The organism is Mycobacterium sp. 23, assembly GCF_048287075.1.
Lineage (GTDB): Bacteria > Actinomycetota > Actinomycetes > Mycobacteriales > Mycobacteriaceae > Mycobacterium > Mycobacterium gordonae_B.
The window spans coordinates 3,683,467-3,697,868 of sequence record NZ_JBLVUX010000005.1; the positions used below are offsets into that span (position 1 = coordinate 3,683,467).

General features: G+C 66.0%; 13 protein-coding genes and 1 pseudogene. 8 read left to right on the forward strand and 6 right to left on the reverse strand.

Annotated features, from left to right (window positions below; genetic code table 11):
* The first annotated feature begins 48 nt into the window (after positions 1-48).
* Together ACNQS7_RS18250 and ACNQS7_RS18255 are read left to right on the forward strand one after the other, a co-directional pair.
* A pseudogene (locus ACNQS7_RS18250) lies at positions 49-1,124 on the forward strand (F420-dependent hydroxymycolic acid dehydrogenase).
* A gap of 62 nt (positions 1,125-1,186) precedes the next feature.
* A complete protein-coding gene (locus ACNQS7_RS18255; RefSeq protein WP_418013622.1) occupies positions 1,187-2,482 on the forward strand; it encodes an acyl-CoA dehydrogenase family protein in 1,296 nt (431 codons plus the stop codon).
* Positions 2,483-2,576: 94 nt separating this feature from the next.
* On the opposite strand, the gene ACNQS7_RS18260 is transcribed toward ACNQS7_RS18255, so the two are convergent.
* Positions 2,577-3,032 carry a MaoC family dehydratase gene (locus ACNQS7_RS18260; RefSeq protein ID WP_418013623.1) on the reverse strand — a complete coding sequence of 152 codons (456 nt, stop codon included), beginning with the start codon at positions 3,030-3,032 and terminating at the stop codon, positions 2,577-2,579.
* A gap of 45 nt (positions 3,033-3,077) precedes the next feature.
* On the opposite strand from ACNQS7_RS18260, the gene ACNQS7_RS18265 reads away from it, so the two are divergent.
* Positions 3,078-3,566: a metallophosphoesterase family protein gene (locus ACNQS7_RS18265; RefSeq protein WP_418013624.1), complete on the forward strand. Its 489-nt coding sequence runs from the start codon at positions 3,078-3,080 to the stop codon at positions 3,564-3,566.
* A 4-nt stretch (positions 3,567-3,570) separates the two neighbouring features.
* Here the strand turns inward: ACNQS7_RS18265 and ACNQS7_RS18270 are convergent, their stop codons facing one another.
* Complete coding sequence (locus ACNQS7_RS18270; RefSeq protein WP_418013625.1) at positions 3,571-4,671, reverse strand: lipocalin-like domain-containing protein; 1,101 nt, start codon at positions 4,669-4,671, stop codon at positions 3,571-3,573.
* Positions 4,672-4,731: 60 nt separating this feature from the next.
* On the opposite strand from ACNQS7_RS18270, the gene ACNQS7_RS18275 reads away from it, so the two are divergent.
* From ACNQS7_RS18275 to ag85C, 5 genes are all read left to right on the forward strand, one after another.
* Positions 4,732-5,673, forward strand: a complete 942-nt coding sequence (locus ACNQS7_RS18275) for a GlxA family transcriptional regulator (RefSeq protein ID WP_418013626.1) — start codon at positions 4,732-4,734, stop codon at positions 5,671-5,673.
* Positions 5,674-5,701: 28 nt separating this feature from the next.
* A complete protein-coding gene (locus ACNQS7_RS18280; protein ID WP_418013627.1) occupies positions 5,702-6,163 on the forward strand; it encodes a MarR family winged helix-turn-helix transcriptional regulator in 462 nt (153 codons plus the stop codon).
* Positions 6,154-6,960 (forward strand): ATP-binding cassette domain-containing protein, encoded by an 807-nt coding sequence (locus tag ACNQS7_RS18285; RefSeq protein WP_156452251.1) that lies wholly within the window; start codon positions 6,154-6,156, stop codon positions 6,958-6,960. Before ACNQS7_RS18280 ends, ACNQS7_RS18285 begins: the two co-directional genes overlap by 10 nt.
* Positions 6,950-7,774: an ABC transporter permease gene (locus tag ACNQS7_RS18290; protein WP_418013628.1), complete on the forward strand. Its 825-nt coding sequence runs from the start codon at positions 6,950-6,952 to the stop codon at positions 7,772-7,774. The genes ACNQS7_RS18285 and ACNQS7_RS18290 overlap by 11 nt, the downstream gene beginning before the upstream one ends.
* Before the next feature lie 223 nt (positions 7,775-7,997).
* Entirely contained in the window at positions 7,998-9,032 is a 1,035-nt protein-coding gene (gene ag85C / locus ACNQS7_RS18295; protein WP_418013629.1) for a diacylglycerol acyltransferase/mycolyltransferase Ag85C, read from the forward strand.
* A gap of 85 nt (positions 9,033-9,117) precedes the next feature.
* On the opposite strand, the gene ACNQS7_RS18300 is transcribed toward ag85C, so the two are convergent.
* The 4 genes from ACNQS7_RS18300 to ACNQS7_RS18315 all read right to left on the reverse strand — a co-directional run bounded on the left by ACNQS7_RS18300 (position 9,118) and on the right by ACNQS7_RS18315 (position 14,173).
* A complete protein-coding gene (locus tag ACNQS7_RS18300; RefSeq protein ID WP_310778461.1) occupies positions 9,118-9,798 on the reverse strand; it encodes a YoaK family protein in 681 nt (226 codons plus the stop codon).
* 48 nt (positions 9,799-9,846) lie between these two features.
* The gene (locus tag ACNQS7_RS18305) at positions 9,847-11,208 is read right to left on the reverse strand and encodes a maltokinase N-terminal cap-like domain-containing protein (RefSeq protein ID WP_418013630.1); all 1,362 of its coding nucleotides are present in this window, start codon (positions 11,206-11,208) and stop codon (positions 9,847-9,849) included.
* Positions 11,205-12,998: a maltose alpha-D-glucosyltransferase gene (gene treS / locus ACNQS7_RS18310; RefSeq protein ID WP_418013631.1), complete on the reverse strand. Its 1,794-nt coding sequence runs from the start codon at positions 12,996-12,998 to the stop codon at positions 11,205-11,207. Before treS ends, ACNQS7_RS18305 begins: the two co-directional genes overlap by 4 nt.
* 110 nt (positions 12,999-13,108) lie before the next feature.
* Positions 13,109-14,173 (reverse strand): S1C family serine protease, encoded by a 1,065-nt coding sequence (locus ACNQS7_RS18315; RefSeq protein ID WP_055576046.1) that lies wholly within the window; start codon positions 14,171-14,173, stop codon positions 13,109-13,111.
* Positions 14,174-14,402: the final 229 nt, after the last annotated feature.

The following is a 14,402-nucleotide window of genomic DNA, read 5'->3' on the forward strand; positions in this document are numbered from 1 at the left end:
CCTCTTGCATGAAGGTGTGATGACGAGGGGCAAGGGTATTCGGACGCGATGACCGGTATCTCGAGACGGGGAATGGCGCAGTTGGCCGCCGGGGTCGGCATCGCCGCGGCCGCCGGCCTGTCGGGTTGCCAGTCCCGCGGCGGCAACGCCCCGACGGGTCCGGCGCAGGGTGTCGGGTTCGTGTTGTCGCATGAGCAGTTCCGCACCGATCAGCTGGTCGCCCAGGCACAGGCGGCCGAACGGGCCGGTTTCCAATATGTCTGGGCCAGCGATCATCTCCAGCCCTGGCAGGACAACCAGGGCCACTCCATGTTCCCGTGGCTGACGCTGGCGCTGGTGGGAAACAGCACAAGCGCGATCTCCTTCGGCACCGGGGTGACCTGCCCGACCTATCGCTACCACCCGGCAACGGTGGCACAGGCGTTCGCGTCGCTGGCCATCCTGAGTCCGGGGCGGGTGTTTCTGGGCTTGGGCACCGGCGAGCGACTCAACGAGCAGGCAGCCACCAACACCTACGGCAACTACATCGAGCGCCACGACCGGTTGGTGGAGGCGATCGAACTGATCCGCCAGCTCTGGAGCGGCGAGCGAATCTCGTTCGCCGGAAAGTATTTTCAGACCAATGCCCTGAAGCTGTACGACGTGCCGGCCACGCCGCCGCCGATCTTCGTGGCAGCCGGCGGACCCAGGAGCGCCACCCTGGCCGGCCGATACGGCGACGGTGGATCGCCCAGGCGCCTGACATCGAGAACGCCGAGCTGCTGTCCGCTTTCAACGCCGGCGCACAGCAGGCCGGCCGCGACCCGGCCACCATGGGCAAGCGTGCCGAGTTGTTCGCCGTCGTCGGTGACGGTGCGACGGCCGCGCGCGCCGCGGCCCTGTGGCGATTCACCGCCGGCGCCGTCGATCAGCCCAACCCGGTCGAGATCCAGCGCGCCGCCGACTCAAACCCCACAGACAAGGTGCTGGCCAACTGGGCGGTGGGCACCGACGCCGCCACCCACATCAAGGCGGTGCAATCGGTTCTCGACGCGGGTGCGGTGCCGTTTCTGCACTTCCCGCAGGAAGATCCCGCGGCCGCGATCGATTTCTACCGCACCAGCGTGCTGCCCAAACTGCGCTGATCCTACGATGGTGTGACTCAACGATGCCGGCGCGACGCTGCGCCGGGGAACGGTGGCCAACCGTGTGGGATTTCGAAACGGACCCGGAGTACCAGGCAAAGCTGGACTGGGTCGAGAAATTCATGGTCGAGGAACTCGAACCACTCGATCTCGTTGCGCTGGACCCTTACGACAAGCAGAACGCCGAGATGATGGCGATCCTGCGGCCGTTGCAGCAACGGGTCAAGGAGCAGGGACTGTGGGCCGCCCACCTGCGTCCCGAACTCGGCGGGCAGGGCTTCGGTCAGGTCAAACTGGCGCTGCTCAACGAGATTCTCGGGCGTTCCCGCTGGGCGCCGTCGGTATTCGGTTGTCAGGCACCGGATTCGGGCAACGCCGAGATCCTGGCACTGTTCGGCACCGAGCAGCAGAAGGCGCGTTACCTGCAGCCGTTGCTGGACGGTGAGATCACCTCCTGCTATTCGATGACCGAACCGCAGGGCGGTTCGGACCCGGGGCTGTTCGTCACCTCGGCCACCCGTGACGGAGACGACTGGATCATCAACGGCGAGAAGTGGTTCTCCACCAACGCCAAACATGCGTCGTTCTTCATCGTCATGGCCGTCACGAACCCGGAGGGCCGCACGTACGAGAAGATGTCGTTGTTCATCGTGCCGGCCGAGACGCCCGGCATCGAGATCATCCGCAACGTCGGCGTGGGAGCCGAATCATCCAAGCGCGCCACCCACGGCTACGTTCGCTATCGCGACGTGCGGGTGCCAGCCGATCATGTCCTCGGTGGCGAGGGGCAGGCGTTCATGATCGCGCAGACCCGCCTCGGTGGCGGCCGCATTCATCACGCGATGCGCACAATTGCGCTGGCGCGCCGGGCCTTTGACATGATGTGTGAGCGCGCGGTGTCGCGTCAGACTCGGCACGGGCGGCTGTCCGACTTCCAGATGACTCAGGAGAAGATCGCCGACAGCTGGATCCAGATCGAGCAGTTCCGGCTGCTGGTGCTGCGCACCGCGTGGCTGATCGACAAGCACCACGACTACCAGAAGGTGCGTCGCGACATCGCGGCGGTTAAGGTCGCGATGCCTCAGGTGCTGCACGATGTCGCGCAGCGCGCCCTGCACCTGCACGGCGCGCTCGGCGTGTCCGACGAGATGCCGTTCGTCAAGATGCTGGTGGCCGCCGAGTCGCTCGGCATCGCCGACGGCGCCACCGAGTTGCACAAGATGACCGTGGCCCGTCGCACCCTACACGAATATCAGCCCGTGACAACACCTTTCCCGTCCCAGCACATCCCGACGCGCAAAGCGGAAGCGGAGGCCCGGCTGGCCGCCCGGCTGGAGCACTCCATCGCCGAGTTCTAGGGGTCGCCGTTCCCCGCGAGCAGACGCGAAATCGCACTATTTCGGGCTCCCGCGTGCGAGTTCGTGTCTGCTCGCGCCAAGCTACTGGCGCCGCCTAGGTGATGTAGCGGACGATGCTTTCGGCCACGCACGCCGGCTTGGGTGAGCCCTCGATCTCCACGGTCGTAGTAACCACGGCCTGCACGGCGCCGCCGCCCACGTCGTCGACGCTGACCAGCGAACTGGTCGCACGTACCCGCGACCCCACCGGCACCGGCGCCGGGAAGCGAACTTTGTTGAGGCCGTAGTTGATTGCCAGTTTGATGCCCTTGACGGTGTACATGTCGTGCTGCAGCCGCGGCAGCAGTGACAAGGTCATGAACCCGTGGGCGATGGTGGTCCCGAACGGGCCTTTGGCGGCCCTCTCCGGGTCGACGTGAATCCACTGGTGGTCACCGGTCGCGTCGGCGAACAGGTTGACCTCTTCCTGGCTGATCGTCACCCAGTCGCTCTGGCCGATGGTTTCCCCCGCTGCGGCGGCGAGGTCGGCGACTGACTCGAAGGTGCGCATGGTCTCTCCTTTGATCCTGATGGCGCCCGGGTATGCATAGAACTTATGCGGCTCCTTCTGATCACCGACACCCACGTCCCGAAACGCGCCAAAGACCTGCCCGCGCGGGTCTGGGACGAGGTCGCCACGGCTGACGTCGTCATCCACGCCGGTGACTGGGTGACGCCGGACCTGCTGGACAGGCTCGAGGCGCGGTGCAGCCGATTGATCGCGTGCTGGGGCAATAACGACGGTGACGAATTGCGCGCTCGGCTGCCCGAACGCGCGGACGCGGACCTGGCCGGGCTGCGCTTCACGGTGGTGCACGAGACGGGCGGCGCAGCGGGCCGCGACGCGCGGATGTCTCGGCTGTATCCCGACACCGACGTGCTGGTGTTCGGCCACAGCCACATCCCGTGGGACACCACGACACCGACCGGACTGCGGCTGCTGAATCCGGGTTCGCCGACGGATCGCCGCAGGCAGCCGCACTGTACCTACATGACCGCAACGATCGAGCGCGCGGCCATGGACGTGACGTTGCGCCGGCTGTAGCGGTTCAGGCTTGATGCCCGATCAGCATCCCGGCCCCGCCCACCGGACGCACCTCGGGTGCCGCCGCTCGTTCCCCGAAATACAACAGTTCCCACAGCGCCGTGTCGCTCGCGGTGTCCACGACGCCGTCGTGATTGTGCTCGACCGTCACCTCACCCCGGAAGCGGAGGTACGCACCCGCGGGACCGAAGTTGAGCGTGGACACCTCCTGCCGCTGGCGGAACGTCACCCGGAAGGCGTGGGCACCGGCCGCCACGGAGTACTCGAGCCGGTGGGCGACGGGGATACCGGTCCCAGCATGAGTCGTGACATCGGCTGCGGTGAAGCCGATCGCGTCGGCGCCGACCGCCGAGGCGATGATCTCGTCACCCAGCGCCACCATCACCGCCGGTAGCGGCGCGTTGTCGTAGTCACGGTGGCTGACGAACATCAGTGACACCACCGTGTATTCACCGACCCGGGCCCGTCCCCAATACCAGTGATCGAGGACTTTGCGCGGAGCCACGTTGCCCCAGTTGTGATCGTGGTACCCGGTGCCGGTGAGTTCACGCAGCTGCCCGGCTACGCTGATCGCCGCCCGCACGTCACCCCGGGCCGCCATCGGCAACCAGGCGATGTAGTGCTGCTCCCGGGCGCCGAAGAAGACGTGGCCACTTGCCGGCCGCCACGGCGGCACTTTCGGACACAGCGTGAAATCGGCTCGTATGTCCTCTATTTCGATATGGATCTGGTAGCCGTCGGTGGTGCGGCAGAAGGTGTTCGCGCCAATCCGGACATCGCAGTCGGTCACCGACGCCGCGAACGAATCGGCGTCGGCGGTCATGGCACGGTCCGTCCGTCCCCCGTCGGCAGTTGTGATGGTGAACAGAACGAAGGGCGTCAGCGGGGCTTTGGGAGAGACGAAGGGCGGCTTGGTATGCATCTCCACCGTCACCGTCGACCCGTCATCCAGGTGGGCGTCGAAGTACCACCATTCGAAGGTGCCGACCGCGGCGCCGGTCCGCCACCCGTCCTCCCATGATTGAATCTTGTTGCTGCTCAATCCAAGTCGCTCATAGTGGCGTGATTCGCGGCCGATCACCGCGTGGTTCTCCGGAAAGGTCATGCGTCCGACGCTAAGCGACACGGTAGCCACGATTGCGACACCTCGCATAGCATTTGCGACATGTTTATCGGCGTGATGGCTCTGTCCGGCTGCTGGGCCAGTGGACTGGTCACCATCACCGATGTCATCCGCGGCGCGAACACCGCGCGGCAACAGGTGGATACCGAGATCGCCGAGATCAGGCTCGCGACCGTCGGAATCGATCGCGCGCCAGCGTCTACCGCCGGCGGTCTCGTGGTTCCGGTGGACCTCACCATCGACGATGAGGCGATGAGCGGGCTGGATCTGCTGGTGGTGCCTGCGCTCACAATGAATACGCCGGCGGGCGTCGTCGATGCCCTGATGCGCGACGAAGTCCGGGCAGCGCGTGCCTTGGTCCGCGACTGGGCACGGTCCGGCCGTCCGGTCGCCGCGGCGTGTACAGGGACGTTCGTGCTTGCCGACGCCGGTGTCCTCGACGAGCGCCGGGCGACGACGAGTTGGTGGCTCGCCGACGAGTTTGCGCGCCGCTTCCCCCGGGTCAGGCTGGACATGTCACGCATGGTGGTCGCCGACGGTTCGGTGACTACAGCGGGCGCCGCATTTGCGCACATCGATCTCGCGATGCACATCGTCGCGGGCATCAGCCCCCAGCTGGCCGATGCGACGGCCGCGATTCTGCTTTTCGACCGTCGCCCGGCACCCAGTGCCGGAGCCGCACAAGCGTATCTGGCGACCACCGACCGACTGGTCGTCGACTTCGAGGCGTGGGTCCGCAACAACCTCGCCGGCAACGTCGATATCGCGTCCGCCGCCCTCGAACTGGGCATCACCCGTCGCACGCTGGAGCGACGGGTTCGCCAGAACCTGGGCGTCTCCCCGTACGCGCTCCTGCAACGCATCCGGGTCGAACAGGCCCGCCACCTGCGTCGGACGACCTCCCTGAGCCTGGAGCAGACCGCCCGGATGGTCGGCTACAACTCGGCATCGGCCTTGCGGCAGGCGATGCGCAGGAATAAATAGCTCGCCTACAGAGCTATTATGGGCTGAAGTGACTACGAACACCGCGAAAACCGATCTGGCCGCTGACGTGCCGCGGATCCTGGGCAGGTTCCGCCGTCAACTGCGGCGAGCCGCCGGCACCGGGTACCCGTCCGGCCAGCTCTCCGAATCGCAGGCCGAGCTGTTGCGTCTGGTCTCGCGGCGCCCAGGAGTGTCGGTGAGCGTCGCAGCCGCCGAGTTGGGCCTGGTGCCCAACACCGCCTCCACCCTGGTGTCCAAGCTGTCCTGCGCGGGACTGCTGGAACGGACCGCGGACACGGCGGATCGGCGGGTGAGCCGGTTGCGGCTGACCGAATCGGCGCAGCAGGTGATGGACGCGACTGCGGCCACCCGCCGGGTGGTCCTCCACGACCTGCTCGACGAGCTTGACGACCACCAGATCGGGGTATTGGCCAAGGGGCTGGAGGTGCTCGAGGAGATGACCAGGAAGCTGCAGGAGCGATGCACATGACCGAGGCGATTGACTGCCGGCACCTGACCTACCGTTACGGCCAGCACACGGCCGTCGACGATGTGACTTTCACGGTGCACCCTGGCGAGACGATGGGCCTGTTGGGCCCCAACGGCGCAGGCAAGACCACAGTAGTGCGGGTGCTGACCACACTGGCACCGGTCCAGCACGGCGAACTGCGGGTCTTCGGGCTGGACGCGCGGAGCCAGACGATCGACATCCGCAGCAACATCGGCTATGTGCCGCAACAACTTTCGATTGAGACGGCGTTGACCGGCCGGCAGAACGTGACATGGTTCGCCCGGCTGTACGGCGTCCCGCGCGCGGAGCGCACCCAGCGCGTTGAACAGGCACTGGCGGCAATGGATCTGCTCGATGTCGCCGACAAGCTGGCATCGAGCTACTCCGGGGGTATGGTGCGGCGGCTCGAGGTGGCCCAGGCCCTGGTCAACCGGCCCTCGCTGCTGGTGCTGGACGAACCGACCGTAGGCCTGGACCCGATCGCGCGCGACGGCGTGTGGACGCAGGTCCGCAAGATGCAGGAGCAGTTCGGCATGACCGTCCTGCTGACCACCCATTACATGGAAGAGGCGGACGCGCTGTGCGACCGGGTCGCGCTGATGCATCACGGTGCGCTGCAGGCGGTGGGAACCCCCGAGGAGTTGAAGGCGACCGTGTCGCCGGAGGCCACCCTCGAAGATGTCTTCCGCCATTACTCGGCAACCGGCCTCACCGACGACGCCGCCGACATCCGTCAAATCCGGTCCGCCAGAAGGGTTGCTCGCCGTGTCGGTTGATCACACCCACCCGCATACCGTCGATCTGGTCCGCGCTCCGCACGGATTGGACAGAGCCAGAGCAACATTGAGCCGCGTCGGCGCGTTCGCGATCGTGGAACTGCAGAAGTTGCGGCATGACCGGACCGAGCTGGTGATGCGGATGGTGCAGCCCGCGCTGTGGCTGCTGATCTTCGGCACCACGTTCAGCCACCTGCATGTCATCGACACCGGCAACGTGTCCTATCAGGCCTTTCTGGCACCGGGGATCATCGCCCAGTCGGCGCTGTTCATCTCGATTTTCTATGGCATCCAGATCATCTGGGACCGCGATTCCGGTGTCCTGGCGAAGTTGATGGTGACACCCGCGCCGGCGTCGGCGCTGATCACCGGCAAGTCGTTCGCGGCCGGTGTGCGGTCGGTGGCGCAGGTCGTCGGCGTGCTCGCACTGGCCTACGTGATGGGCATCGGACTGACGGTCAATCCGCTGCGGATTCTGGGCGCGATGGCCGCCGTCATGCTCGGTGCCGCGTTCTTCGCCTGCCTGTCAATGACTTTGGCCGGCCTGGTGCGCAACCGCGATCGATTGATGGGCATCGGCCAGGCCATCACCATGCCGTTGTTCTTCGCGTCCAACGCGCTGTATCCGGTTGATGTGATGCCCGGCTGGTTGCGCGCACTGAGTAAGGTCAACCCGCTCAGTTACGAGGTCGACGTGCTGCGCGCGCTGTTGATCGGCACCCCGTTCCACCTTGCGGACGTCGTTGTGCTGGTGCTGGCGCCGATTGTCGGGATCATCACGGCGTCAACGTTTTTGCGTCGGCTCGTCGCCTAGTGCATTCGTTGCCGGACGGGAAGACAGCGATGCCTTTTCGGGGGCTTATCGTTACCCGATAGTGACCACGACGACGGGTCTCGGGGCCGAAGCCCAATCGTTAGCAGACCGCGACAAAATTCTACGGCCGCGACGGGCTTTCCGGCTCCGCCGACTGTGTTTCACTCGCCCAAGAACAGATTCCACCGCACGAGCGGCAGATGAAAGTGGGATGGGTAAAACGATGAAGTTCGTTGAAAAGCTGTGTGGCGCAGCGACAACCATGCCTCGCAGGTTGGCATTCGCGGTTATGGGCGCCGCGCTGCTGACCGGTCTCGTCAGCGCGGTCGGCGGGTCGGCCACCGCGGGCGCGTTCTCCCGGCCAGGCCTGCCGGTCGAGTACCTGCAGATCCCGTCGCAGGCGATGGGCCGGAACATCCGGGTTCAATTCCAGGGTGGCGGAGCGCATTCGGTCTACCTGCTGGACGGCCTGCGCGCCCAGGACGACTACAGCGGCTGGGACATCAACACGCCCGCGTTCGAGGAGTTCTACAACTCCGGCCTTTCGGTGATCATGCCGGTCGGCGGTCAGTCCAGCTTCTACAGCGACTGGTATCAGCCGTCGCAGGGCAACGGCCAGAACTACACCTATAAGTGGGAGACGTTCCTGACCCGGGAGATGCCCGCCTGGCTGCAGGCCAACAAGGGCACCTCGCCGGTCGGCAACTCCGTTGTGGGACTTTCGATGTCGGGTGGCTCTGCCCTGGTGATGGCCGCGTACTACCCGCAGATGTTCCCCTACGCCGCGTCCCTGTCGGGCTTCCTCAACCCGTCGGAGGGCTGGTGGCCGACGCTCATCGGGCTGGCGATGAACGACGCCGGCGGCTACAACGCCAACAGCATGTGGGGCCCGTCCAGCGACCCGGCGTGGAAGCGCAACGACCCGATGATGCAGATCCCGCGGTTGGTCGCCAACAACACCCGGATCTGGGTCTACTGCGGCAACGGCACCCCCAGCGACCTCGGCGGCGACAACATGCCGGCGAAGTTCCTCGAGGGCCTGACGCTGCGCACCAACCAGCAGTTCCAGCAGACCTACGCGGCCAACGGCGGTCGCAACGGGGTGTTCCAGTTCCCGGGTAACGGCACCCACTCCTGGAACTACTGGAACCAGCAGCTGATGGCGATGAAGCCCGACATGCTGCAAGTGATCAACGCGGTCAACGCCGCGCCGGCGCCCGCGCCGGCACCGGCCACCCCTCCGGCCGCGGGAACCTGATCACCGAAGTCCCAGAGACCACATCGGCAGCAGCGCAACGGCCAGCGCTGCTGCCGATGTTCCTTTTTGGAAGGTAGCAGCGCAGCTAATCCAGCAACCCGCGCCGATCGGCGTGCAGGTAGGTGTAACAGGTCGTCACCGCACAGACGAACGCGGCGACACCGAGCATCTGGGTGCCGCTGACCACCAAACTGATCGCGCCCCCGATCGCGGCGCCCAGCATGAACGTCGCGAGCATCATGAAATAGCCGAACCAGTCCTCGATTTTCCCGCCGGCCATGTGGCGCTCGATGCCCTGGCCCATCTTGACCAGCGTGCCGGTCACATAACTCAGCGGCACCGACACTTCACCGTCTTTCACGAAGGAAGTGTTCAGCGCACCGATCCCGAAGACCACGAACATGATCGGCACGAAATCCAGCAGGGTTTGCTCCCACCCGCCCAGCACGATGTCCAGGCCGGTGGCGAACACCAGACAGAACGTGGTCAGCACGGTGGGCCCGTGCGGGTGTTCCGCCCAGAACCGGCGGCGGCACACCGAGGAGACGATCACGCCGGCCACGAAACACAGCAGCAGCGTGCCCGCACTCAACGACAACGTCACGTCGTCACGGAACACGCCTAGCACGGCACGCTGTGCGTTGCCGGTCATGAACGTGACGAAATACCCCTCGGAGTGGGTGAACGCGGTGGCCCCGAGCACCCCGGCCAACGCGGCCAGCACCCAGGCAAGTCTGGCTTCGCTGTCGTACATCTCTTTCTGCACACGAGCATGCTCCCAGAGACCGGAGCCGACGGCGCGGCCGAGCTTGGGTCAGGCCGTCGTCAGCCGGGCGATCGACCGCAGCGGTATCGGCAGCCACGTGGGCCGGTGCCGCGCCTCGTAGCCCGTTTCGTACACCGCCTTGTCGAGCTCATACGCCGCCAGCAGCAGCGCCGAATCACGCGGATCGATTCCGGACGCGGCCGCGTACCCATCACAGAACGCGGTGCGATTGCGCTCGACCCATTCACGGGCCCGCGCCGCCTTCTGCTTGTCGGCGGCGTTCTCCACCAACGGCCCGTACGCCGCGTACTCGAAGGACCGCAACACCCCCGCCACGTCACGCAGCGGTGAGTCGGGCGCCCGCCGTTCGGCCAGCGGCTGGCCCGGCTCGCCTTCGAAATCGATCAGCACCCAGCTCTCCGGCGTCCGCAGCACCTGCCCCAGGTGCAGATCGCCGTGCACGCGTTGCACGGTGATCTGCTCGTCGGCGAGCTTGGCGAACCGCTCTTGGATCGTCGCCGCATACTGCTCGAGTTCGGGCACCGCGGCAACGGCCGCGCTGAGCCGCGACAGCACATGGTCCAGCGGGAACGTGGTTTGCGATGTCCCGAGCGTCTCGGCCAGCGTGGCGTGCACGGAAGCCACCGCCTCGCCGAGCCGGTAGGACTCGCCCGCGAAGTCTCCGCCGACCTCATGGGCGTAGAGGTCGCCCTCGGCGAACAGGTCGCGCACGCTCGCGGTGGCCATTGCCCAGCCTTCGGCAGCGTTGGCCGCGAACGCGGTGACCATGCCCAGCGGCGACGACGCGTCCGGATCGCCGGGCGAACCCAGCTCGTAGGCACCGAACAACTTGGCCACGTGAACATTGCCCGCCCGGCCCAGCACCCGGTTGAGCTCGATGTCGGGATTGATGCCGGGGCTGACGCGGCGGAACACCTTGAAGATGGCGCACGGCGCCCGGTCGAAGATCACGCTGGTGTTGCTCTGCTCGGCGTCGGACACCCGGGGGTAGGCGTCCAGCGGCAGTTTCACGTCGGGCTCTTTGGCGAACCTGACCTGGTTGGCGGATTCGCCCCGTACCGCCGCGGAGTCGATCAGCGAGAGCAGGAACTGGGCGGCCGACGGGTCGTACAACGCGTCGAAGGCGGTGTGGTCTTCGACCGAACCGATGGTCGCCAGGGTGCTGTATTCGGTGACCGGCTCGGTGTCCCAGCCCACGATCACCTGGTAGCGCTCGGTGAAACCGTCGGCATAACCGACGTCGACCAGCACCAGGTCCAGGTTCTCCCGTAACGGCACCACCACTGACACATCGGCGGAGGACAGCTGCCTGTTGCGGCCGGCATACCAGCGTTGCTGCGGAAGCCAGTCCGCCCACGGCAGGTTTGCGGGCATCGTCGGGCGGGTCATCGGTCCTCCTCGGAAGCGGACAGCTGGAACCAGTAGAAACCGTGTCCCGGGAGCGTGAGCAGATAAGGCAGGTGCCCGATCCGCGGGAATTCCACCTGTCCGGTGAGTTCGATTGGGGTGTAGTTGTTCCACTGCTGCAGGTTCAATTCGATCGGCTGAGGGAACCGAGACAGATTGTTGACGCACAACACCACGTCGTTCTCGGCGTTCTCACGCGGCACTTCCCGCACATAGGCCAGCACGGACGGATTGGACCCGCCGAGTTCGTGAAATGACCCGATGGCGAAGGCGTCGTGCCGGCGCCGCACCGCGAGCATCGTGCGGGTCCAGTTGAGCAGCGAGGTCGAGGTGTCCCGTTGCGCCTCCACGTTGACCGCTTGGTAGCCGTACACCGAGTCCTGGTTGGTCGGCAGGAACAGCCGTCCCGGGTTCGCGGTGGAGAACCCGGCATTGCGGTCCGGGGTCCACTGCATCGGAGTCCGCACACCGTCACGGTCGCCGAGCCAGATCACGTCGCCCATGCCGATCTCGTCGCCGTAATACAGCACCGGCGAGCCGGGTAGGGACAACAACAGCGCCGTGAACAGCTGCATCTGGTTGCGGTCGTTGTCCAGCAACGGCGCCAGGCGGCGCCGGATCCCCACGTTGGCCTTCATCCGCGGATCCTTGGCGTACTCCGCGTACATGTAGTCGCGTTCCTCGTCGCTGACCATCTCCAGCGTCAGCTCGTCGTGGTTGCGCAGGAAGATCCCCCACTGGGCCAGGTCGGGGATGTCGGGCGTCTGGGCCAGGATCTCCGAGATCGGGAAGCGGGACTCCCGGCGCACCGCCATGAAGATGCGCGGCATCAACGGGAAGTGGAACGCCATGTGGCATTCGTCGCCGCCGGTGGTGGGGTCACCGAAGTACTCGACGACGTCGGCCGGCCACTGATTGGCCTCGGCCAGTAGCACCCGACCGGGATACTCGTCATCGACGACCTTGCGCACCCGCTTAAGGAAGGCGTGCGTCTCGGGCAGGTTCTCGCAGTTGGTGCCCTCGCGCTCGAACAGGTACGGCACCGCGTCCAGCCGGAACCCGTCGATGCCCAGCCCGAGCCAGAACCGCAGCACGTCGATCATCGCTTCCTGCACGGCCGGGTTGTCGTAATTCAGGTCCGGTTGGTGCGAGAAGAACCGGTGCCAGTAGAACTGCTTGCGCACCGGGTCGAAGGTCCAGTTCGACTCCTCGGTGTCGATGAAGATGATCCGGGCGTCGGTGTACTTCTCGCTGGTGTCACTCCAGACATAGAAGTCGCCGTACGGGCCATCGGGGTCGTGCCGCGACTCCTGAAACCAGGGATGCGAGTCCGAAGTGTGATTCATCACAAGGTCGGTGATCACGCGGATGCCGCGGGCGTGAGCCTCGTCGATCAACGCGACGAAGTCCTCCACGGTGCCGAAGTCGGGCAGCACCTTGTAGAAGTCGCGGATGTCATAACCGCCGTCGCGCAGCGGCGAATCGTAGAACGGCGGCAGCCAGAGGCAGTCCACCCCCAGCCACTGCAGATAGTCCAGCCGGTCGATGAGTCCACGCAGGTCACCGGAGCCGTCGGCGTTCGAGTCGAAGAACGCCCGGACCAGCACCTCGTAGAACACGGCGTGCTTGAACCAGGTCGGATCCGCGGGCAGGGCAGCCGCGTTGTCGAAGTCCTCGGCGGTCGGGTGCTCGACCACACCCCCTTCGACGTGGCTGCCCTCCGCTGGATGGTGTGCGGGATCCTGCCTTGAGGCGCTTATCGCGTCATTCATCAAATCCACGATGCCACGGGTACCCGACGCACCTGGTTAAGAATCACCCGAAGCCACCTGACTCCGAACCTCAGCGTGAATCACGGCCCGCGCCAAATGAATTGACTCGATCAGGCCGGGGGGCCCTCCGCCAGGGTGACGTTCTCGGTGCGCGCGACGCCGGTTTTGGAGGTGAAGCTGATGGAGACCATGTCGCCCGGGTGGTGCCCGTTGAGCGCATCGGACATCGCGGTGGCCGAGTTGATCGGCGTCCCGTCGAGTGCGGTGATGATGTCGCCGTTGGAGATCCCGGCGGCCGCGGCGGGAGCGTTTGCGACGACCCGCTGGACGCGCGCACCGCTGCCGTTGTTGTCAACGACGCCGAGTCCGAGGAAGGCCGTCGGGCCGACGTGCACAGTGGGCGAACCGCCACCGGACCGGATGTTGTTGGCGATGCTGATCGCCGTTCCGATCGGAATCGCGAAGCCCTGGCCGCCCTGTGACATCTGGAAGTTCTCGGTGGCCGCGGTGTTCATCCCGACCACCTGACCCGCGCCGTTGACCACCGGTCCGCCGGAATCGCCGGGCTGGATCGCGCCGTCGAACTGGATCAGTCCGTTCAGCGTCTCGGCAGCCCCGGTCAGCGAGTCCGATGCCTGGACGGTCTGGTTGACGGCCAGTACCTTGCCGGCCACCGCGCGCGGCGTGCCACCCTGGCCGCCGGTGTTGCCCATCGCCACGACCGGCTCACCGACGCTGACGCCGCCGCCGATGGACGCGGTGGGCAGGCCGCCCGCTCCGCGCAACTGCAGCACCGCGACGTCCTGGGTGCGGTCGTAACCGACCACGTCGACGCCGTAGGTGCGGCCGTCGCCGACGCTGAAGGCGCTGATGTCGGTGGCTCCCGAGATGACGTGGTTGTTGGTCAGCACGACGCCGTTGGGGTCGATGACGATGCCGGTGCCGGCGCCCACCGCGTTGTTGTAGCCCAGCTTGGTGTTGATGTTGACCACCTGGGGACCCACCTGGCCGACCAGCGCCGACGGGTCCAGCGGAACAGACGGGTACTGCTTGTACGGCGCCGCGTGCGCGGTCACCGGCGGAGTTGCCAGACCCAGCCCGGAGACCATTCCCACGACGGCCATGACGGCAACCAGCCATGACCACCTGAATGAACGGTGGCGCGATTTGCTCATCCGGTATACCTCCTGCGTCGGGTGAATAGTCAATTATCCCAGCCGTAAGGTCCGGGCGGCGGCTCCGTTGTCGTAACCACCGTAATCCAGATACCCATTTAAACGGTGGTCAGGCACCAATTCGGCGAAATGCCGGATCGGGTCCGGGTCAAATGGGCATCGAGTCAAATGCAGCCTAAGCCGACGGACCCGCCGACGGCCTAATCCAAAAGGCCGGTGGTGACTCACA